We start from the raw sequence: 22,579 nt of genomic DNA, 5'->3' as shown, positions 1-22,579 counted from the left end.
TTGTGGCAAGATGAACAGTTTAAATACATTGAACCATCTGACATAAAAACAATTACACCTATATTTCTTTATCTAGACTACTCAACGTTTTCCCTTCTACGGTCTTCCAATCGGTTTTCCCATTTGTATTCATTCCTAAAATAAAAGAAGCGGCATATGAAGGACTTTTGAAAAGTACTTCCTCTTGTAAGATACCATTCTCGTTGATGTCCGCTTTTTGTCGCATCATTTTTATACTAGCTGGAATCGCAATTGAATCAATCACTTCAACTTGACTACCTCTTAAAACAACAAATCCTTCGGCCGTTTGCTTACACTGAGCTTCAATTAATTGGTTACTCTTACGGCTCTTTCTTTTCAAGAATAGTAATAATTCATCCGGTGTCTTTTCTGGTTCCTCTACAGTCCGACTAGATGGTAGTAACGGTTCAAAAAGATTATATCCGAGCGTTCCGATAATAATTTTTGCATAATCAATAAACTCTTCAAGTTCACTTTCTTTTTCTTCAGTTACATTTCCAGGTGTTGGTTCCATGTTATTTTTTACTTGTAAACGATTATTTTTACAAGCTAATGAATAAAACCGATTTTCCAAGTAGCTTATCTCTGTTGGACCAAAAGAGTTATTGGCTGTTGTAAAAATTACAGCCTCGGTCCAATAATCTTTCTCTGAAGCTCTTTTATGTTCGGCTATTCGGTTTAATACACCTTCATTATTTTTTCTAGCCCCCGCTTGCCCAATATAAACAATATCTTCATCCGATTCTTCTGCTTTCCCAAACAAAAAATAAACACCAGTCTGAGATAGCAATTTTATATCTTTTGATTGTTCTACTCTTGTACGAGGGATCTTATACGCTACTCCTGTCCAGTTTGCGAGTGTACATTTGATCCGTCCTTTTGGTTCGCCATCAATTAAAAAAACTTGAATGGTCTTTCCTCTTTTAGCCAATGTCCCACCTCTACTCATTATCTTTCTCTCAATGGTAAAATATTTTCTTTCATCATCTCATCTAAATTATTTCGAACTTCTTTCGAATATCGTAATTTAAACTTGCTATTCCTTCCCATCCTTTTCAGCAACAAGTAGTAGTTCTGAGTCTTGTGGCATAGTATCATAATAATAACTGCCTGTGTCTGCCCACATTTCACACTGATTGATAACTGTGGAAATTGCATCTTCCATTCCTTCAGGAGGATATTTAAATTTACGTAGTAAAAACTTAACCATTCTTCTCATACCTGCTCTAGCTGACTGTTTTTTTTGCCAATCAACAGTTCGGCTTTTTCTTAACATATTTGTTAATTCTCGAGTCAGTGATACCAGTTGATCATTTTCATAAAAATCCTTCACGGCTGAAGGTTTAGTTAACGCATCATAAAATGCTAGTTCTTCATTGGTTAAACCTAAATCATTAGCATGTAAATTTGCATCTGCCATCTCGTGAGCCATTTTCATCAGTTCCTGAATAACCTCTTCGTTTGAAAGCATTCCATTTAAATAAGCTTTCATAGCACTAGAAAGCAAATCAGAAAATTTTTCTGATTTTACAAGATTAGTTCTCTTATACAGAGAAACTTGTTCAGCGATTAGTTTTTTTAACAACTCAACGGCAATATTTTTTTCCTTCATTTTGGCAATTTCATCAAGGAAATTAGGATCAAAAAGAGAGAATCCTGTATCTATATCAGAAAATAAATTGATAACGCCTTCACTTTTAATACTAGATTTCAGTAAATCGTTAATCCGTTGATTTATTTCTTTTAGAGATAAAGGCTTGCCATCACTAGTTATTCGGGTAAGAAGTGTTCTAACTGCTTCAAAATAAGCAGCTTCAAATCGTTGTTCAGGATTTAATAGAGATCGACAAAGTGAAAGAGCTTGACGAAGCAATAATGCCTGTTTAATATACTCTTCTTTTTGCTTCTCTTTTCTAACATCCGATAAAAAATTAACCCCCGCACTGATTGTTTTTGCTCTTATTAAGTCTGTAGCAGTCTCATTCATAAACGTTGAATAATTAAAACCGTGAAAAATATCGCGACAGACCTCTAACTTCTCTATAAACTTAGGTAATGCTGTTTCGGCGATGTTAGGATTTCCAAAATTCCCCTTGTCTCGTTTAGTATAGTCATTCATCGCTTGTCGAAGTGCACCTGCAATACCAACATAGTCGACAACTAAACCGCCTTCTTTGTCTTTATATACACGATTAACACGCGCGATAGCTTGCATCAAATTATGGCCGCTCATCGGCTTATAAACATACATTGTCGCAAGACTCGGGACATCAAAACCTGTCAGCCACATATCGACAACAATCGCAATTTTAAATGGATCAGTATCATCTTTAAATTTTTTTGCCATTTCATCTTTATGTCTTTTATTTCCAATAATATCATGCCAGTCTTCAGGGTCATTATTCCCAGACGTCATCACAACTCCAAGTTTCTCTGTCCAATTCGGTCTCTTCACAAGTATTTTACGATATATTTTTATTGCAATAGCTCGAGAATAGGCAACAATCATCGCTTTTCCTGTTAATTCTTGCTCTCGGTTTTCTTCGTAATGCTGAATAATATCATCAACTAAAGCCTCCAGTGTTTGATCAGCTCCAAGAATTGATTCCATCCGGCCGAGCTCTTTTTTACTCTTTTCAATCGCATAATTATCTGCATTTTCTGCCATAACTTCGTATTCTTCATCAATTATTTTCAGAACATTGTTATCCAACCTTAGATGAATTACTCGGCTTTCATAATAGACTGGACGCGTTGCACCGTCTTCGACTGCCTGTGTCATATCATATATATCGATATAATTACCAAAGACTTCCGTCGTTGATTTATCTTTACTTGAAATCGGGGTACCAGTAAAACCAATATAGGTAGCATTCGGTAAACTATCCCGAATTTTACGGGCAGCACCTATTTTAATTTGTCCTGTATTGGCATCGACCTTCTCTTCTAGTCCATATTGACCTCGATGAGCTTCATCCGCCATCACGACGATATTTCTACGTTGAGATAAAGGTTCAGCTGACTCTTCAAATTTCTGCATTGTAGTAAAGATAATACCATTGGATTCACGACCATCAAGTAAGAATTTCAAATTAGCACGATCTGTCGCTCGAATAGGACTTTGACGTAAAAAATCCTTACACTTAAAAAACTGGCTAAAAAGCTGCTCATCTAAATCATTTCTATCTGTTATTACGACAATTGTCGGAGAACTTAATACTTGCTGAAGCATATGAGCATAAAATACCATTGATAAAGATTTCCCACTTCCTTGCGTATGCCAAAAAACACCACCCCTACCATCGCTTTGAGTTGCTGAAAATGTAGTATTAACCGCCTTACGCACCGCGAAATATTGATGATATGCTGCAAGAATTTTCGCCTCACCTGAAAAACAGATAAAATTTTTTAAAATATCTAAAAATCGATTCTTTTCAAAAATCCCTTCAATGAAAGTATCCCACTGAGCATATTGAGTATTTTCGTAACTACCATCCACAGTCTTCCACTCCATAAAACGGTCTTCACCTGCTGTAATGGTCCCTGCTTTGGAAATCGCTAAATCACTCATAACATTAAATGCATTGTAATTAAATAAACTAGGTATCTCTTTTTGATACATTTTTAATTGTAAATAGGCATCCGAAGCATTTGTTTCTTCACGAGATGGGCTTTTCAGCTCAAATACAACAACTGGAATACCATTTAGGAAAATAATGACATCTGGACGTTTTTCACTGTGTTCAATTACTGTCCACTGATTAATAACTGTAAAAATATTTTTTTCAACGTTATCAAAATCAACCAACTTTACAATATCATTATTTTGTTTCTCTTTATAATAATACGAAACTTCAATACCATTTTGTAAATAGTCCATAAATACTTCATTCTTTTGAATTAAGGATGCATTGTCAAATCTCATTAACTTACTTACTGCTTCCGTAATCGCTAAAGATGGTAAAGATGGGTTTATATGTGATAGAGCAGGTACTAATTCATCAAAATAGAGTGATTCTGTATAGTCTCGTTGGACATCCGGACCATAGACATGAATATAGCCCAACTCTTCTAAAAGTTGAATGACTGCATTTTCAAAATTATCCTCTGCAAATGCCATAGGTTACACCTCCTGTTTTCTTAATTATTGGAGTACAATTTCTTCTTAATTTTATTGGATATAAACAAATCTAACTAGGAATAGCTGTATTTTTTGTTACAAATGGTTATGAAATTTTTGATTAATATATTTAGCATAATGGTAAATCATCATTTAATTGAGCTTGCAGTCAGTCTTTGGAAAGAACGTTTTTCAGAACAGGAACCTAATGGACAGTTAGGTGAGATTATTGAATTATTTGATTCAAAGCGTATCCCACTATCTAGCAAACAACGAGAAAAGATGGAAAAAGTGTACCCTTACTATGGAGCTACTAGTTTAATGGATTACGTAGACGACTTTCTATTTGAAGGCACATATCTTCTTTTAGGTGAAGATGGTACTGTGATTGATCCAGAAGGATACCCAATACTACAATATATTTGGGGAAAGTTTTGGGTCAATAATCACGCTCACGTTCTTCAAGGTAAGAATGGCTTTAATGTTGAAAGTCTTTATGTCCTTTTAAAGACTACATACGTTTCTTCAATTGTTACTGGAGCGGTTCAGTTAAAAATAAATCAAACAAACCTTAAGTCGATAAAAATTTTTATTCCTCCCATAGATGAAATTTCTAGCTTTAATGAAACAATTGAACCAATATTTAAAAAAATACGTAATTCAACAGATGAGATAGCATCATTAACAGAACTAAGAAACTCATTACTGACAAAACTAATGTCAGGAGAAATACCAGTGGCTGATTAAGCTACTAAATGATGATTTAACTTCTTGTTATTTTCAATTTTATTATCTAAAACTCTTAAAATTCGAGCTATTTTTCTTTGAGTATCTAATCTAGGTAAAATAATTTCTAGATTTTCTATATCACTTGGTTTTATAGAAGGATAGGCAGATGTACTTTGCTCTCCAATTGAATGGAGTATTTCTGTCACTTTATTTTGAGTTAAAAAATAATAAACAAACTCACTATCTGCTTTCAGTTCATCAACTGTTATCACTGTAAATCCAGTAGATACTAACATATTAGGTACAATATTTTTAACAATTCCATAATGTAATTGATTAGGCCTCACTGTTGAATACAAAATATCGTTTAATTTAACTTTTCTTCTAGCTCGACTCGGTAATTTATTCTTTTCCACTATAATATGTTGATATTCATCCACCTCATCCTCTGTAAGATTTCCTGTATCTAAATAATTTACAAAATCCCACTTTTCAGCTAACGAATAAGTATTCACATTTGTCTGAATTATATCTTTCAATTTAATTCTTTCCCACTGTTCCGTCATTCAATCTCTCCCTATCCTATGAACTTACGATGTGAATTTTTCACATTCGTTTGATTAACCATCGCATAATGCATGGTCGTATCTATTTTTACATGCCCCAGCAAGTGTTGTACTTGCTCGATAGGCATTCCTTTATCAATCGCTCGCGTAGCAAGTGTTCTTCTAAACTTATGAGGATGGATTTTATTCAAGTCCGCTCTCTTGCCAATTTCTCTTAGTCTTGTTTCAACGCCACCTATCATGAGTCGATTAAAAGGATTTGATAAAGTAACAAATAATGCTGGATTACTGTCTGTCCGACTGTCGAGATAATTAAGTAAATGTATTTTTGTTCTGGCATCAAAGTAAACAATACGTTCACTACCACCTTTACCTAAAACAACACATTCTCGTTCGAAAAAATTTATGTCTTCTCGATTAAGTCCAACTAGCTCCCCCACACGCATACCCGTTGAAGCTAGTAAATCAATCATCGACAAATCTCGAATTTCATCACAGGTATCCCTTAATAATTCCAATCCTTCATCAGATATAGTCTCTTTTATTGGTTTATCAGTCTTTATTTTATGAATCCTACGAACAGGACTTTTCAAAATATAATCTTCATCCTCTAACCATCCAAAAAAACTGCTAAAAATTCGACGCATATTATCTATTGTTACTTTACTTGATTTGCGTATTTTTTGATAATTTGCAAGGTATCCTCGTAAATTATCAGTAGTAATTTCTCTAATAGGTTGATCTATTTGCTCAATCATCTTGCAAACAGTCATCTCATAGTATTTTAAAGACTTTTCAGAACATCCTTCTACACGCTTGGCCGAGATAAACATATCTAATAAACATCGATTATCCAGTTCTTCTTGATTTAATGATGTTACCATTGTAATTTCCAATGAATTGAAGCTATTTGTCAGCACTATTCTTAGTTTTTCCAACTGTTGATATGATAAACAATTCGCCATTTCATTTTGAATTTTTGTAATTAACTTATCTTTCATGTTTTCGACCTCTTTTTTATAAATTTTAGCAATAATTAGAGGCAGAAGACAAGTAAATCATCATTTAGTCGCTTAGCTGGTCGCTGAGATTTTGCCAGACATCAATTTTGGAAGTAAATAATCTTTAATTTCAATTAACTTCAAATTTTCTTCGGTTATTGACTGAATTGTTGAAAAGATTGGACCAATCACCTTGTTGAATTCTTCAATGACATTTTTTTCTGGCATGTAAAATTCATATTTTTTTAAGATATCCGTCTTTAAATTTGTAAATACACTCCCGTTTCCAAGCTGTATTAGATTCGGTCTAATTGCTTGGAAAAATAAGTATAGGAACTCATTCGGAAGTTCAGATTCGGGAAAATATAACCATCCATCATGTATACAACTTTCAACAGATAAAATTTTTGGAATTCCTGGTGTAGCACTGTTAGATAATACTAAGGAACCCGGCTTTAAAAGTATAGTTTTTTTCAAGCCTTCCTCACGAATACGTTCCCTTATGTTATAAATAAATGGAGAGTCTAAAGAACTTACGTCGGATATTTTTAGCCATCGGTATCCTTCTTTTGATAGAAAATTTTGAATGGGTCTGGGTGATCCGCCTCTTTTTATCTGTACAAAGTCTCCAAGCACACCTTTTTTCCAATTACTGGGTATTTTCCCATTAAATTGTTTCAAATTAATAAACCTATCATTAAAAATAGAAGTGGCTATCTGTTCTAAATGATGATTTATCTTCTCGTTTTCAGCAATTAGATTATCCAAACTTAGAAATAATCTTGCAATTTCGTCTTGTTTAACACTTTCATCCGGAAATGAAATTTCAATTTCATCAAGTAGCCGTTGTCTGTTTAATTCTGTCTGGCCTGTTGACCCTTCTTGTAAACTTTCAATGACTTTTTGCTGTGCTTTTAAAGCATAACCCAGATATATTGGGTTTATTTTATTAGAATCAGCTCTAACAATAATCATATGTCCATCTACTGTCGTAGCCTCAGGAACAGAAAAAATCTGCGCAATTCGTCCTGCAGTACCAACCCCTGTTGAGTTTATAAGTACATCATTGCTTATAATCATTTTGTCTACAGGCACTTTTTTCTTCAATAAATCATTTAATCGAGATAATTTATAATCAATTTTAAAATTACGATTTGTCTTTTGGTTCAAAACAACAATGGTATCTTCCGTTTTATTTTGAGCATATTTAGGTGGAATACCTTTTCCCACGAATTTTACTAATTCTCGAAGCGGTGCTTTTTCATAATTAGAAATCAAACCCTATCGCCCCCAATCGTTCTTTAATTTCTTTCTCTAATTCATGAGAACGTAAAAACATCTCAGATAATTCTGATGTCAACCGTTCCATTTTTTCTTCAAAAGGTTCCCCATCATCTGCTTGCTCTTCAATCCCTACATAACGACCTGGAGTTAGAATATAATCTTGTTTTTCAATATCTGCTGTCTCTACAACCGCACAAAAACCCTTAACATCCTCAAGAGTTCCATTTTGAAACGCTTCAAAAGTATCCGCAATCTTCTTAATATCGTCATCACTAAAATCACGATGTTTTCGGTCAACCAATTCACCCATTTTTCGTGCATCAATAAACACTGTTTTGCCAGTCTGCTTTTTATCACGTGAGATAAACCATAAGCAAGCTGGAATTGTGACACTATAGAAAAGATTTGCTGGTAAAGCTACAATTCCTTCAATTAAATCTGCTTCAATAATATTTTTACGGATGTCCCCTTCCCCACTTGTTGCTGTTGAAAGCGAGCCGTTAGCTAAGACTAATCCAATTTTACCACCAGGCGCTAGATGAGAAATCATATGTTGAATCCACGCATAGTTCGCATTCCCTTTTGGCGGTGTTCCATATGTCCACCGTCTATCACCTTCCAATGAAGACTCCCACCAATCAGAAATATTAAACGGTGGGTTAGCCATAATATAATCTGCCTTTAATGTTGGATGTAAGTCTTTCAGAAATGTATTGGCGTGATATGGACCGAAATTTGCTTCTAATCCACGAATAGCCATATTCATTTTTGCCATTTTCCATGTATCTGGATTAGACTCTTGTCCATAAATTGAGAGATCATTTATATTGCCACTATGTTCTGTAATAAATTTTGCAGACTGTACGAACATTCCACCAGAGCCACATGCCGGGTCGTATACACGTCCTTTATACGGCTTTAGAATCTCAACAATTGTTTTAACAATTGAAGTTGGTGTGTAGAACTCCCCTCCGCCTTTGCCTTCTTGCGCCGCAAACTGTTCAATGAAATATTCATATGCTCGTCCTAGTAAATCTTTCTCTTCATTTGCATCATGCATGTTGATATTTGTAAAAATATCAACTACATTACCAAGTACTCGTTTATCAAGATCCGGATTAGCATAGATTATGGGTAATACGTTCTTTAGTGTTTTGTTTTCCTTTTCAATTGCTCTCATGGCATCATCAAGTACAATGCCAATCTCTGGCGTGTATGATTTTTCAGCGATTAGTTTCCAACGAGCGTTTTCTGGAACGAAGAAAACATTTTTTTCCATGTATGCATCACGATCTTCTTCGTCACCATATCCTTCTTCAATTAATTCTTGATAACGATGCTCAAATGCATCTGAAACATACTTCAAAAATATTAAACCAACTACAACTTTCCTATATTCTGATGATGAGACATGATTACGCATCGCATCCGCAGCTGCCCATAATTCTTTTTCAAACCCTATTTTTGCATTTGTTTGTTTTGCCATTATCACTTATTCCCCTATTTAAATTATTTTTGTAATTAATGATTTAAAAAATAGATAAATATCATAAATTTCTTCTTGTTTTAACAAAAATATCACATGATAAAACCCTCACTTATATAGATATTGGAAAAAAACAAATCAAATAGACATTTTGACTTGTTTCCCACTTTTTTCTTCAGCTATTTTACATAAAAAGCTATTACTTTTATCATATACTACTTAGTCTTTAAAGGAAATCTTTATTTCATCAAGAAAAAAAGACTATTCTAAAAATCCAATAAAATAATTGTCGTTACAAAAAAAGAACCACACAAGCACATATCTACTCACATGGTTCTCTCTTCTCTATTTCGCTTCTGTCACTTGTCCTGTCGCATAATCAATGATATAGCCTTCTTGTACATTATATAAAAAGACGTTATACGTCACTTCTTCATCTTCGACACATTGAACTTCCATTTGCACACCACGAGCGGTTAATTCTTGATCTTTAAAATATGGCGTCACACGGTAGCGTACGTAATGATTGGTTTCTCTTAAGTGAGCTGCAATTTGTTGTTCAATGTCTTTCATTTCTACTTGGTTAAAATATTCGGTCCCGGTCATCAAGTTTTTCCAGTTAGCATTTTCGCCCGTGAATTGATGGCCGATTAAATGTGAGCGGTTATAGATCATATTACCGTTTTTCATTTTCTTTTGTTTCCAACCACTTGGATAAACGTTTGAGATACTTTCTCTGTCTTCTGTCGGCATAAAGTCTTTATGCAATAATGCATTTGCTTGTCCTACACGGTTTAAAGCATCTAAATTGGTAAATGTTTGCCAGTATCCTTTTTCAGTTGATAAATCATTTAAAGTAAATTCTGGGACGTTTTGATTTAATTCTACGACCGCATGTTTGCCGTCATAGTCTGGTAAGACTTCTAAGCTTGCATAGTTTAATGGTTTTTCTGGGTTAAATTTAAAAATATTCGCAATCGACTCTAAATTATTTGGATCAAACTGATTTAAATCAATTTGCCCTGCCGTTGCTGTAAAAATAATTAGGGCCACAATACCAAATAAAACCCCTTTTGTTTTTGTTACGTTTCTTTGTTTCTTTTTTGCCATTTATTTCATTCCTTTTTTGTTCATAGAAAAAGCGAGAATCCAAGATGAACTCTCGCCGATTTTACTTTTTTAATTATTCGAACTCTTTACCATACACGTCATCGACTGTTTGATTTGGGTCGATTACGATGTATAAACTTTTTGTTTTTTCGCTAACGCGTGTTGATTGATAAACGTTATCTAGGCCTTCAGTTGATTTGTCTTTGTATGGGAAGTAAACCAAATCTGCTTTACCAGTTTGATAAATGATTTCCATACGTTCGATATCTTCATATTTTAGCGCACGGCTGAACATTCCTAGCTCTAAACCACCTAAATTAATATCGTGTGTTTTAACATGATCACCTTCAGAGTAGATTTCAATTTTGAAACCTTCACATGGGTGAATCTCAACGAAGTCACTGCCTTTAATTCGGCCAAAACTTGTGCTAATTTGTTTGATCCATAGATCGCCAATATAACGACGGTCGATTGTCCATGTTTCCCCATTACGGAATAATAATTTTAAAGCTTTCATTTCTCTTGACATATTGAACGCTCCTTACTTATTCATAATCATTTACTACACACTTAGTGTACCATACAAAAGAGTGGGGGTAAACAGTTCTAGTGCGAATTAGTGAAATTTTTAACAAATTATTTATTCTTTTATTAATTGACTGAAATGCGTGTCTAGATAGTCAAATAGCGCTTGTGTATCATTAACAGTTTCTCCATTTAATACAGCTGTTTCACAGACTTCTAACGCTTCTTTTAACCACTTTCCACCTTTTTTTTGGTAGTGAGTCATCAAATCATTACCGTTGACTGCGAGATCGGCTAACGCATGAATCGGTAATTGATTGTAGGCCTCAATATAAAGAGTTGCTTCATCTTCTAATTGATAATAAGGCAACAGGCTTTCAACAATTGAAATGGTTTCTTTTTGTAATTCATATAATAATGCTTTTGAGTAGCCTTGTTCTTTACGCCATTGTAAACCTTTAAAAGCTTGTTGGACTTGACGTATGGTTTGATTTGAACATTTCCAAGCTTTTAAAAACTGACGAATATCTTGTTCTTCAAGCAGTAAATGATCGATTAATAAAACCCACGCTTGAACTTCACTCGTTAATTGCATCGCTGGCAATTCTGAAAATACTCGAAGTTGTCCAGAACGGCCTTTTAATTCTGGGCAATATTCAAAGCATTTTGTTTCGATAAACATTTCGATGCCTAGTTTTCGATTTTTTCCTAACAGCAATTTAACAAATTCAATTGTCACCCGTTCAACTGAAATTTTTTCTAGCAGTGCATGATTTTCGATAATGGACTCTTTGGTTCTTTCTTCAAAAGCAAAACCAAGTTGACTAACAAATCGTAGGCCGCGCATCATTCTCAGAGCATCTTCATGAAACCTTTCATAAGGATTTCCTACTGCTCGCAAGACTTTATTCTCTAAATCTGCGAGCCCGTTAAATAAATCAACAATCGTGCCATCTTCTCGTAAAGCAAAAGCATTAATCGTAAAATCACGGCGTTTCAAGTCTTCTTCTAATGAACGAACAAATTCAACTTGGTCTGGTCGGCGAAAATCTTGGTACGTCGATTCCGTACGAAAAGTCGTAATTTCGTAGTTTTCCTCATCTGATAAAACTAAAACCGTGCCGTGTTCAATTCCAACATCGATTGTTCGTGGAAAAATACTTTTGATTTCAGCTGGAAACGCACTTGTTGCAATATCGACATCGTGAATCGCTTGTCCAAGCAAAACATCACGGACACTACCACCGACAAAATAACCTTCATAGCCGGCTGCCTCAATCCGTTTTAAAATCGGGAGCGCTTGTTCAAATTCCCTTGGTAACTGGGTTAATTTCACACTCTCACTCCTCTTCTTTTGTTCGGCCATCTTTTCTTTCAAATCGAAATTGATCGCGACGATTAAATTTATCCATATTTTTTTCAAAAGCCTCTGTTAGATCGATGTCTAAGGCGTTAGCCATAATAATCGACATGATAAACACATCGCCCAACTCTTCTGCTACACTATTGGGTGCTTCATCAGCTTTCTTTTTCTTTTCACCATAACTATGGTTGACTTCTCGAGCCAACTCCCCGACTTCTTCTGTAATTCGTGCCAAAAGCGCGAGAGGGGAAAAATAGCCCGTTTTAAATTGTTGGATATACGCATCGACTTCTTCTTGCATTGAAGCCAATGAGCGGTTTTCTTCTTGCATTTTCTTCACCTCATCCCTATATTATCAAAAGAAATCAGGAATTCATAGAAAAAGAAAATTGTCCGAAACATTTTTTCGTGATACATTTAGTCTAGCAACTTTTAAAAGGGAGGTAGGATGATTTTGAAGGACATTTTCTCCTTAAAAACAATCAAAGATTTTATTTTCATTTTACTCGGCACCGCTATTTTTGGTTTTACCGTAATTTTTTTCAATATTCCCAATGACTTAGCCGAAGGAGGCATTACCGGAATTACGCTAATCGGTCGCTCCTTATTCGGAATTAACCCCGCGATTACGACTTTACTACTGAACGTCCCTTTGATTATAATCGGACGAAAACATCTCGGTGTGCGTTCATTTTACTACACGATCCTCGGGACTTTCGGGCTATCTTTTTGGCTGGCGTTCTGGCAAAAAGTTCCCATTGCGATTGATTTAAATCATGATATTTTGATTGCCTCTTTATTGGGTGGTTTAATTGCCGGTTTTGGTGTCGGATTAGTCTATAAAGTGGGTGGAACAACTGGCGGTAGTGATATCATCGCCCGAATTTTAGAAAAATATTGGGGCATTTCAGTTGGACGTTCCCTATTGATTTTTGACGTCATTGTACTAACTGCCTCACTGACTTATATTTCTTTAGTCCAAATGATGTACACCTTGATTTATGCTTATGTCTTTTCAAAAGTAATCGATTCAATTATCGATGGTGGTTACTCAGCCAAAGGAATGTATATTTTATCGAATCAAAATTTTGAAATCGCACCCGTTTTAATGAGTGAATTAGAACGTGGCGTGACCTATCTTGACGGCGAAGGCGCCTATTCAAGACAAACGAAAAAAATGATTTATATCGTTCTAACCCCACGAGAAGTTCCCGAAGCAAAACGAATTGTGCATGAATTTGACCCTTCCGCCTTTATTTCAATTATTAACGTCCATGAAGCACTCGGTGAAGGTTTTGGTTATTTACGACCACAAAAAAATCTATTTAAACAAAGAAAAAAACAAAGGTCCTAATCAGGCCTTTGTTTTTTTCTTTACTGCAAAACTTCTTTTTGATTCAACAATTCTTTAACTTGTTGGGTGAGCGTTAAAAACTGTTCTTGATTACCTTGCTCCAACGCTTGATCAATTTCTTGATAAAGTTGTTGAATCTGATTGTCTAACGCATTTTGTTTAAAATAAGCATCGACTCGTCCAACCATTGCTTCATCCAAGTGGTCGTTCCATTTGTAGAACTTATTATCTTCTAAAACAGCGACATAAAGCGGATTATCCCAAGCTTCAGGGAAGATACATTCTAAATAAAGTGGATTCTTCCAGTTAAAACGAATTTCATGGAAAATTTGGTCACTATCTTTATACGTTCGATTATCAATATATAAAGTCATCGATTGATCCGATACACTCGAGCTACGGACACTAATACCACGCGGCGTGTGCTGGGCGTTTTCAACAAAGTGGACATTTTTTAAGATCGCTTCATGTGTCAATAAGTAGTTTAAAATCCATGACACCTCACGACGAACAAAAAATTCATGCGTGATTAACCAAGTCAAAAAGCGCTTTTTGTCTGCGATATCGATTGCCATTGTTATCTCCTACCTTTCCTTGACTATAAATCTTCAAAAATAGATTGTGCTTCTAAATCTCCTGGTTCCATCGTTAAATATTTCGACAACATGGCACGTGCTTCGTCTAATCGGCCTTCTTCGCGTAAGAACAAACTATATTCACGTAAGAAATCAGCTTCTTCACCTAATGCGAAAAATGCCTCATCGTAAAACTTAGCTGCTTGTTCGTAGTCTTCCAAGTGGTAATAAGCTTGTGCTAAATTCCAAAGAGCGTACGGATGGTCAGGATTTTCTAATTCCTCAATCGTTTCAATTGCCTCTTCATACATTTCTTCATTTAAATATAAATTACTTAAAATTAAACGTGTTTCATCTTCCTTATCGCCCGTTTCTAAGGCATCAATTAAATACTTCTCTGCTTTGTTACGATCATGAAGTCGATAACTATTTTCAGAAGCAAAATGATAAAAGTCAACTTGATAAGGATTTTGCGCAATTCCTTCTTCAATTACTTCTTGTGCTTCTTCTAAACGTTCTTCATGTTGCAACGCTTCTGCTAAGTACAAGTAGACCCCTTGGTATTCTGGATCCAGCTGACGGACTTTCTCTAGTGATTCAATCGCTTTTTCATGTTCATGCAACTGCAAATTAACAAAAGCTAATTGGAACAAGGCATCAGCGGTTTCTTTTTCTTCTAAGGCAGCTTCTAAATACGGAATCGCCTCTTCAAAAGAGCCTGACATACTCAATAATGTCCCAATCCGTTCAATAATCGAAACGCCAATCATCTCTTTTGTATTTGCGGCCAACAATGTTTGATAGTGCTCGTAAGCTTCTTTCCATTGTTGATTTGAAAAATAAAGTTCAGCTAGCGCAAATTCAATCAATGGCTCTCCTGGTAATAACTGTTGTGCTTCTTTTAATTTCGCTTCACTGACTTCTGGAATCCCTAAAATTTGATATAAATCTGCTGTAATTAGTAGCGCTTGTGGGTAATAATCACTTGTTGGCGCAATCGTTTCTAACATTTCAAAAGCTGTTTCAATTTGGTTGTTTTCAATTTCAATCTCGATTAATGGGAGTAAAAAAGATTCTTTTTCCTCAGGTAAACGTTGTGTTAAAGTCTCATAAACATTTTTCGCTTCTTCTAAAAAACCAATGGAGAGTAACACTTCACCCAGTTCCATCAACATTTCCACTGAATCTTTTTTTAAGGCCTCGTTTAATTCAATATTTGCTTGTGGCAAATCTTCATTATCGATAGCAGCCATCATTTTTTCACTATGCGTCATTTTTCATTACTCCTTATATTTCGACAAATTTGTTGGTACGTTTCAAATGCTTCAATCAACTGTCGTTCCTCGACTTTTTTCGACTCACCGAGTACACCAGCTTGCTTTAGCGTCACTAGCTCTGCTTTTTCACCAATTCGTTGCAAGACGTTTTCTAAATATTCAGCCATTGATATTTGTTTAGGAAAATCAATCGGAAAACCTAAGTGACTTAGCCATATCATAAAGTTTTTCATCTGAAAAGGCCAACGATTCACCGTTTTGTCCCAAAACAGCTGCAAGATAAAGCCCAAGAAACGCTTCATATTCTCTGAAAGTAAGTGACCATTCTCCGTTTGATAAAAAGCTTGTTCAAAAGCTCTACCGTAAGATTCGATTTCTAGGCCACTTGCTTGATAATGCGTCGTTAATTCATCAATCATTGCCGTAAATTTCGTAGTTCGCAACTGTTTGGGATTCGGATATTGCTTGAATAATTGCAATAACATCGGATAATCACAAAGAAACGCTGTTCGAATAAAGACTTGTAGGTCAACTAAACGGCCTTCTCGTTGCGGAGCCACCATCGTTTGATCCAGAAAGATTCGTTGCGGTAAATTGGCTTGTTGTAAAATAGGTAACGTATTTTTTCGACTGATCGTGCATTCAGCAACTAAGCTTTGCGCATAACTTTGAAAGGAAATCGGAATCGACCAGTATTCCCCTTTTAAGACGCTGACTTTTTGTAGAAACCCAGTTAGCTCAATCACGCCAGTACTGCCAAAAGCCACAAAAAGGTAATCGGCTTCAGTCGAAAAAGTGTCTAAATAAGCAAGTAAACTCGACCACTCTTCTAGAGTATTGACATACAATTGATTCCGAAAAATATACCAGTCTACGGGATGATTCAAAAACAGTTGTTCCATTTTTTCAAAGAAACGATCATAGTAGCGCTGATTGGTTAGAATAACAATGTGTTTTCCTTTCAACCATTCTCGTTGCACACTCGTTGACAAAATTTCACCATACGTAATCACGGTTTCCAAATTTTCATTGCGGTATTGGATTTGCATCGCTATCACCAACCTTTGTCATCTTGCTTAATTATAACATAGCCCACATTTATAGACCAAATCAATGCCACCAAATTTTTCCAGACAAAAAAGGACTGTGACCTAAGCCACAATCCTCTTTCATTTATACGTATACGAAATTTTGATTGATGAACGGATGAAAAAAAGTCTATTCTGAGCATCTGGAAGTAAATTCGAGCATTGTGACTTTCTACTCCTCAATTAAACAAGTAATGCAAATAACGAAGGTTGTTCATTTAAACGAATATGACTCGGATCAAACGTGGCAATTCGCTCAAAAAGTGGTGGAACATCGGTCGTTTGTTTCGAAAGAATTCCTAAAACAACCGGACCTGTCCCTCGATTAATGCGTTTCGTATATTCAAAACGGGTAATATCATCGTTTGTACCCAGCACATCATTGACGAATTCTTTCAACGCGCCTGGACGTTGCGGAAAATGAATCACAAAGTAATTCATTAAGCCTTGATAAATTAATGAACGCTCTTCGATTTCAGCCATTCGACTGCTATCATTGTTGCCCCCACTAATAATACACACGACCGTTTTGCCTTGAATCGCTGATGACATTTCTTCTAAAGCAGCAACGCTTAGAGCACCCGCAGGTTCGGCTACAATCGCTTGTTTACTATACAATTCGAGAATCGTCTTACTAACAAGCCCTTCATCGGTTGCAATTAATTGATCGACAAAAGCCCGTGCATGTTGGTAGTTCAGCTCACCAACTTCCTTAACGGCTGCGCCATCAACAAATTTGTCAACCGCCTCCAAAGCAATTGGCTGTCCAACTTCAAAAGCTGCTGCCATCGAGGCCGCCCCTTTTGGTTCCACACCAATCATTTGAGTCGTTGGCGAAACGGCTTTAAAATAACTGGCGACGCCACTGATTAGTCCTCCACCACCAATTGCTGAAATAACCATGTCAGCAGTGATTGCCTGTTTCGCTAAATCCTCGACAATTTCTAAAGCCACCGTTCCTTGACCAGCAATAATTGCTTGGTCATTGAACGGATCGATAAAGGCCATCCCTTGAATTTTTGCATATTCACGAGCCGCTTGGGCTGACAAATCAAAATTGTCACCAACTAGCTGAATCGTCACCCAAGGACCTCCAAAAAATTTAACTTGCGAAATTTTTTGCTGTGGTGTCGTTGTTGGCATAAAGATCGTTGCATGAATCTCTTTTTCACAACAAGAGTACGCCACACCTTGCGCATGATTTCCGGCACTCGCACAAACCACGCCCCGACTCAATTCTTCTGCCGACTTTTGTTGAATCGCATAATAAGCCCCACGCAATTTAAAAGAGCGCACACGTTGCAAATCTTCCCGTTTCAAATAAATTTGGGCATCGTATTTTTTTGACAAGTAAGCATCATATTGTAAAGGTGTATGAAGTACGGCACCATTAAAACTTTGATAAGCAACTTCGACTTGTTCTTTCGTGACGTAACTCAAAAGCTTCACCTTCCCTTTTTACTCTGCTGCTTTAACAAATGGCATCATCTTACGTAATTCATCACCGACTGTTTCAATTTGATGCGCTTTACGCGTTTGACGCATGTCATTAAAGTTTTTAAACCCTTGGGCATTATCATCAACGAAACCTTTGGCAAAATTCCCGTTTTGAATATCGGTTAAAACATCTTTCATCCGATCTTTAACGTCTGCAGTAATAACACGTGGACCTGACACGTAATCACCGTACTCGGCCGTATTTGAGATTGAATCACGCATTTTACCAAAACCACCTTCATAAATTAAATCGATGATTAATTTTAGTTCGTGACAAACTTCAAAGTAAGCCAATTCCGGTTGGTAGCCACCTTCAACTAATGTTTCAAAACCAGCTTCAATTAAACTTGTTAAACCACCACATAAAACCGCTTGTTCACCAAAAAGATCGGTTTCTGTTTCTTCTTTAAAGGTCGTTTCTAAAACACCAACACGAGTAGCGCCAATGCCTTTAGCATAAGATAAAGCTGTTTCTTGCGCATTGCCTGTGGCATCTTGATAAACCGCATAAAGCGCTGGCACAGCAAAGCCTTCTGTAAAGGTCCGGCGAACTAAATGCCCCGGTCCTTTTGGTGCAACTAAAAAGACATCAACATCTGCTGGAGGAGTAATGACATCAAAATGAATATTAAATCCATGAGCGAAAACCAATGAATTCCCCGCTTCTAATGATGGCGCAATTTCATTTTCATAAAGCGCTCCTTGAATTTCGTCTGGCGCTAGAATCATGATTAAATCGGCTTTTTTCGCTGCTTCTTTGACTGGATAAACTTCAAATCCATCTTCTTTCGCAGCTTGCGCTGATTTTCCTTCACGTAAACCAATAATGACATTGTGACCGTTATCGCGTAAATTTTGCGCATGCGCATGCCCTTGGGAACCATACCCAACGATTGCAATTGTTTTTCCTTTTAAATTATCTGTCGCCACATTCTCATCATAATATACTTTAACCATTCTTTTTTCCTCCAATAATGTTTGTATTTTTTATCCTCTTTGTAATCCAGTGATGCCTGTTCGTGCCAATTGTTTCAAACCATAAGGACGAAGCACTTCAATACATGCATCAATTTTCTCGTGGGTACCAGCCACTTGAATCATGATACTTTTTTGTGCAACATCGACAATATCTGCACGAAAAGGCGCAATTACTGCCTGAATCTCTGAACGAATTGCTGTCGGTGCATTGACTTTAATTAAAGCCAACTCCCGTTCAATATGTGGGTCGCATGAAATGTCTAAAACTTTAAAGACCTCGATTTGCTTATTTAATTGCTTAATTACTTGCTCGAGTTCTGCTAAGTCTGTCACATTCACGACAATGGTCATGCGCGATAACGCTTCTTTTTCCGTCACACCAACTGAAATACTTTCGATATTCACTTGACGGCGGTTCAAAACACTCGTTACTCGGCTTAAGACACCTGATTTATTTTCTACTAACGCAACGATTACTCGCCTCATAACCCTTCCACCCCAATCATTTTATGATTTGGCATACCCGAAGGCACCATTGGTAACACATGCTCCTCGCTCGAAATAATCACTTCAATTACTTGTGGACCTTTATATGTAAAAGCTTCGTTCAAATCCTCTGTTAACGTCTGAGGATCGACTAAGCGAGTACCCTTAATACCATATGCTTCCGATAGTTTCATAAAATCTGGTTGAGAATTAAAAACTGAGGCTGATAAGCGATTTTGATGGAAACGCTCTTGCCATTGACGAACCATCCCAAGAGACCCGTTGTTCAAAATTACAAACTTTACATTGAGTTCGTATTCATTTAAAATCGCTAGCTCCTGATTGGTCATTTGAAAACCACCGTCACCAACAAAGACCACCACATCTCGATTGCGATGAGCAAATTGTGCCCCAATCCCAGCCGGAATACCATAGCCCATCGTGCCCAGTCCGCCACTCGTAATTAATTGTTTCGCAAAATTGAAAGGATAATACTGCGCCACCCACATTTGATGTTGACCCACATCGGTAATAACAAAAGCATCACCATTCGTAATTTCACCAATGATTTCAATCACCTTTTGCGGCTTAATTTCACTTGTATTGGCTCGATCGTAACCGAAAGGATGATTGTTTTTTCTTGATTGACAAAGCTCTTGCCAGTCAGTCATTTCAATTTTTTGATATGGATAATCTAACAAATGTTCTAGCGCAACTTTCGCATCTCCCACAATTGGAATATCCGTTTGGATGACCTTACCAATCTCAGCAGGATCAATATCAATATGAGCAATCGTCGCATGTGGCGCAAATTCCGATGGACAAGAAGCCAATCGATCATCAAAACGACTGCCAATATTCACAAGAAAATCGCATTCTGCCAAAGCCATATTTGCAGCGTAACTACCATGCATCCCACCCATCCCTAGAAAATAGGGTGAGCTAGTTGGGACAATTCCTAAACCTAATAACGTGGAGATAACCGGCAATTCATATTTTTCAACAAACTCACGAAGTAACCACTCTCCTTGAGCTGCCGTCACCCCCGCACCAATTAGTAACAACGGACGCTGCGCTTGCTGTAAACCAGCCATCAAGCGCTTAATTTGGCTAGTCGATGGATTTAAATTGGGTTGGTACGTTGGTAAAGAAACAATTTGTTTGGCATCATCTGCTTGCGTCACTTTTAAGGTCATATCTTTTGGTAAATCGATTACGACAGGCCCTTTCCGACCAGTTGTTGCAATATGAAAAGCTTCAGCTATCGTTTTTTCTAAATCATTGATGTCCCTGACTTGATAATTGTGTTTCGTAATCGGTAAAGTAATCCCTAAGATATCAGCCTCTTGAAAAGCGTCTTTACCAATCACCGGACTTGCTACCTGACCAGTAATCACGATTAAAGGCGTGGAATCCGCCATTGCATCGGCAATTCCAGTAACTGCATTCGTTGCCCCCGGACCACTCGTTACTAACACAACACCCGGATTCCCAGTTGATTTAGCATAGCCTTGCGCTGCATGGACGGCCCCTTGTTCATGCCTCGTTAAAATATTAGGAATTTCAGCATCATATAAGGCATCATATATTGGCAAAACCGCACCACCTGGATAGCCAAAAATCAGTTCAACTGATTGTTTCTGTAAACAATGAATCAATAGTTGAGCACCAGAATATATTTGCTTCGTCGCTTCTTCCGTCTGTACATTCTCCATTCTAGTTCCTCCTATTTTTCAAACCCTTTTAATTTTTATTTTCTACCTGTTATCTAAATTCAAATAAAAAAGAACATCCTTCTAAAAACTTAGAATGGATGTTCTTGTAAAAGAATCCCATTCCATAACACGAATAGGACTTAAACAATCAGAGCAACATTCGCTCTGCGTTCCAAGTCCCTACCTAATAATGACTAATAATAAGTATAATTTATTCGTGTTCATCGAAATCGTCCTCTCAAACTTAATTTTTCTAACTTTTTTATAATATATCCTTAATCAAATTAAAAGTCAATGAGTTTTGTCAGAAAATTTGAACTTTTTAGAGAAAGAAAAAAAATCCTTTGAGAGATCAGAGGATTTTTTCGAAAATTGGTAGCATTCAAATCAACATGGCTCTAATTTCAATCCACTCAACCTAAACAGGTTGAGACTAGTCAAATGTTTGACCTTTACCAACGATTTGTCCTTATTTCAATCCACTCAACCTAAACAGGTTGAGACCTGCATCTTCTGCTGCCCAACTGTCTAACACTGCTTATTTCAATCCACTCAACCTAAACAGGTTGAGACTCACTCGTTTTTTCCAGTTGATCATCAGTAAAACCATTTCAATCCACTCAACCTAAACAGGTTGAGACAGCGCTATTTTTGGCTTTAACATGCGGTACATTATATTTCAATCCACTCAACCTAAACAGGTTGAGACTCGTTGGAAGATTTTTGATCTAATGGCAAAACGTATTTCAATCCACTCAACCTAAACAGGTTGAGACCAAACTAGATGCGAATATCGTGTACACCGCTTGGATTTCAATCCACTCAACCTAAACAGGTTGAGACAACCAAAATGCAAGCGTCTGTTGATGGATTGCCAATTTCAATCCACTCAACCTAAACAGGTTGAGACGTTTAGAGGTAACTTATTCGAAATTAACTAAAAAAATTTCAATCCACTCAACCTAAACAGGTTGAGACCAATGGCAAACGTGATTGCATTTAGGCAAGTTGCATTTCAATCCACTCAACCTAAACAGGTTGAGACTGAAATTCGATTACTTTGGCGTTAGCACACAAGTATTTCAATCCACTCAACCTAAACAGGTTGAGACAATGTCAGTCTATCAACTATGATAGTTGGGCAAGCATTTCAATCCACTCAACCTAAACAGGTTGAGACGTATTCATAAATTCGGTGACCTGGACGAAGACGTATTTCAATCCACTCAACCTAAACAGGTTGAGACAGCCCTACAAAAAGACAAGCCTTACTTGTTTAACATTTCAATCCACTCAACCTAAACAGGTTGAGACACATTTTGTATAATCCGCCGAAAATGCCGATGGTATTTCAATCCACTCAACCTAAACAGGTTGAGACACAATTACATATCCATTGCCTAA

At 36.6% G+C, this 22,579-nt stretch carries 19 protein-coding genes and 1 CRISPR repeat array (1 of these 20 running past the window's edge); of the genes, 2 read left to right on the top strand and 17 right to left on the bottom strand.

What is annotated here, in order from left to right; all coding sequences use genetic code 11:
* Positions 1–58: 58 nt before the first annotated feature.
* Positions 59–970 (bottom strand): GIY-YIG nuclease family protein, encoded by a 912-nt coding sequence (locus ACFO3L_RS02105; RefSeq protein ID WP_455293786.1) that lies wholly within the window; start codon positions 968–970, stop codon positions 59–61.
* A gap of 87 nt (positions 971–1,057) precedes the next feature.
* A complete protein-coding gene (locus ACFO3L_RS02100) occupies positions 1,058–4,141 on the bottom strand; it encodes a type I restriction endonuclease subunit R (RefSeq protein ID WP_379963340.1) in 3,084 nt (1,027 codons plus the stop codon).
* Positions 4,142–4,243: 102 nt separating this feature from the next.
* Here ACFO3L_RS02100 and ACFO3L_RS02095 point away from each other — a divergent pair, with 102 nt between their 5' ends.
* On the top strand, positions 4,244–4,888 hold the full coding sequence (locus tag ACFO3L_RS02095; RefSeq protein ID WP_379963395.1) for a restriction endonuclease subunit S: 645 nt from the start codon (positions 4,244–4,246) through the stop codon (positions 4,886–4,888).
* Here the strand turns inward: ACFO3L_RS02095 and ACFO3L_RS02090 are convergent.
* The 8 genes from ACFO3L_RS02090 to ACFO3L_RS02055 form a co-directional block, all read right to left on the bottom strand.
* Positions 4,885–5,436, bottom strand: a complete 552-nt coding sequence (locus tag ACFO3L_RS02090; protein WP_379963338.1) for a restriction endonuclease subunit S — start codon at positions 5,434–5,436, stop codon at positions 4,885–4,887. The genes ACFO3L_RS02095 and ACFO3L_RS02090 overlap by 4 nt on opposite strands.
* Before the next feature lie 11 nt (positions 5,437–5,447).
* Positions 5,448–6,437, bottom strand: a complete 990-nt coding sequence (xerA, locus tag ACFO3L_RS02085; RefSeq protein ID WP_379963336.1) for a site-specific tyrosine recombinase/integron integrase — start codon at positions 6,435–6,437, stop codon at positions 5,448–5,450.
* A gap of 72 nt (positions 6,438–6,509) precedes the next feature.
* Positions 6,510–7,715 (bottom strand): restriction endonuclease subunit S, encoded by a 1,206-nt coding sequence (locus ACFO3L_RS02080; RefSeq protein ID WP_379963334.1) that lies wholly within the window; start codon positions 7,713–7,715, stop codon positions 6,510–6,512.
* Complete coding sequence (locus ACFO3L_RS02075) at positions 7,705–9,207, bottom strand: class I SAM-dependent DNA methyltransferase (protein ID WP_379963332.1); 1,503 nt, start codon at positions 9,205–9,207, stop codon at positions 7,705–7,707. The genes ACFO3L_RS02080 and ACFO3L_RS02075 overlap by 11 nt, the downstream gene beginning before the upstream one ends.
* 345 nt (positions 9,208–9,552) lie before the next feature.
* Positions 9,553–10,317 (bottom strand): DNA/RNA non-specific endonuclease, encoded by a 765-nt coding sequence (locus tag ACFO3L_RS02070; protein ID WP_379963330.1) that lies wholly within the window; start codon positions 10,315–10,317, stop codon positions 9,553–9,555.
* Between the two features lie 73 nt (positions 10,318–10,390).
* Entirely contained in the window at positions 10,391–10,846 is a 456-nt protein-coding gene (locus ACFO3L_RS02065; protein WP_379963328.1) for a hypothetical protein, read from the bottom strand.
* A gap of 111 nt (positions 10,847–10,957) precedes the next feature.
* Positions 10,958–12,178 (bottom strand): CCA tRNA nucleotidyltransferase, encoded by a 1,221-nt coding sequence (locus ACFO3L_RS02060; RefSeq protein ID WP_379963326.1) that lies wholly within the window; start codon positions 12,176–12,178, stop codon positions 10,958–10,960.
* A gap of 4 nt (positions 12,179–12,182) precedes the next feature.
* Entirely contained in the window at positions 12,183–12,536 is a 354-nt protein-coding gene (locus ACFO3L_RS02055) for a nucleotide pyrophosphohydrolase (protein WP_379963324.1), read from the bottom strand.
* A 117-nt stretch (positions 12,537–12,653) separates the two neighbouring features.
* Between ACFO3L_RS02055 and ACFO3L_RS02050 the strand changes: the two genes are divergently transcribed.
* Positions 12,654–13,559: a YitT family protein gene (locus ACFO3L_RS02050; RefSeq protein ID WP_379963322.1), complete on the top strand. Its 906-nt coding sequence runs from the start codon at positions 12,654–12,656 to the stop codon at positions 13,557–13,559.
* Positions 13,560–13,579: 20 nt separating this feature from the next.
* On the opposite strand, the gene ACFO3L_RS02045 is transcribed toward ACFO3L_RS02050, so the two are convergent.
* The 7 genes from ACFO3L_RS02045 to ilvB all read right to left on the bottom strand — a co-directional run bounded on the left by ACFO3L_RS02045 (position 13,580) and on the right by ilvB (position 21,175).
* Positions 13,580–14,134, bottom strand: a complete 555-nt coding sequence (locus ACFO3L_RS02045; RefSeq protein WP_379963320.1) for a YpiB family protein — start codon at positions 14,132–14,134, stop codon at positions 13,580–13,582.
* Between the two features lie 23 nt (positions 14,135–14,157).
* Positions 14,158–15,408 (bottom strand): tetratricopeptide repeat protein, encoded by a 1,251-nt coding sequence (locus ACFO3L_RS02040; RefSeq protein ID WP_379963318.1) that lies wholly within the window; start codon positions 15,406–15,408, stop codon positions 14,158–14,160.
* Positions 15,405–16,460 carry a hypothetical protein gene (locus ACFO3L_RS02035; protein WP_379963316.1) on the bottom strand — a complete coding sequence of 352 codons (1,056 nt, stop codon included), beginning with the start codon at positions 16,458–16,460 and terminating at the stop codon, positions 15,405–15,407. Before ACFO3L_RS02035 ends, ACFO3L_RS02040 begins: the two co-directional genes overlap by 4 nt.
* A 222-nt stretch (positions 16,461–16,682) precedes the next feature.
* The gene (gene ilvA, locus ACFO3L_RS02030; protein WP_379963314.1) at positions 16,683–17,939 is read right to left on the bottom strand and encodes a threonine ammonia-lyase IlvA; all 1,257 of its coding nucleotides are present in this window, start codon (positions 17,937–17,939) and stop codon (positions 16,683–16,685) included.
* Positions 17,940–17,957: 18 nt separating this feature from the next.
* A complete protein-coding gene (ilvC, locus tag ACFO3L_RS02025; RefSeq protein WP_379963312.1) occupies positions 17,958–18,953 on the bottom strand; it encodes a ketol-acid reductoisomerase in 996 nt (331 codons plus the stop codon).
* Between the two features lie 30 nt (positions 18,954–18,983).
* Entirely contained in the window at positions 18,984–19,460 is a 477-nt protein-coding gene (gene ilvN, locus ACFO3L_RS02020) for an acetolactate synthase small subunit (RefSeq protein WP_379963310.1), read from the bottom strand.
* On the bottom strand, positions 19,457–21,175 hold the full coding sequence (ilvB, locus tag ACFO3L_RS02015) for a biosynthetic-type acetolactate synthase large subunit (protein ID WP_379963308.1): 1,719 nt from the start codon (positions 21,173–21,175) through the stop codon (positions 19,457–19,459). The genes ilvN and ilvB overlap by 4 nt, the downstream gene beginning before the upstream one ends.
* A 401-nt stretch (positions 21,176–21,576) precedes the next feature.
* Positions 21,577–22,579: direct repeats of the CRISPR family, unit length 33 nt; unit sequence ATTTCAATCCACTCAACCTAAACAGGTTGAGAC (it continues 1,126 nt past the right edge of the window).

The sequence above is a fragment of the Enterococcus eurekensis genome (genome assembly GCF_042654605.1).
In the GTDB taxonomy this organism is placed as follows: Bacteria; Bacillota; Bacilli; order Lactobacillales; family Enterococcaceae; genus Enterococcus_I; species Enterococcus_I eurekensis.
Note: the sequence above shows the minus strand (reverse complement) of the source record. Positions and strands in the feature narration are given on the sequence as shown.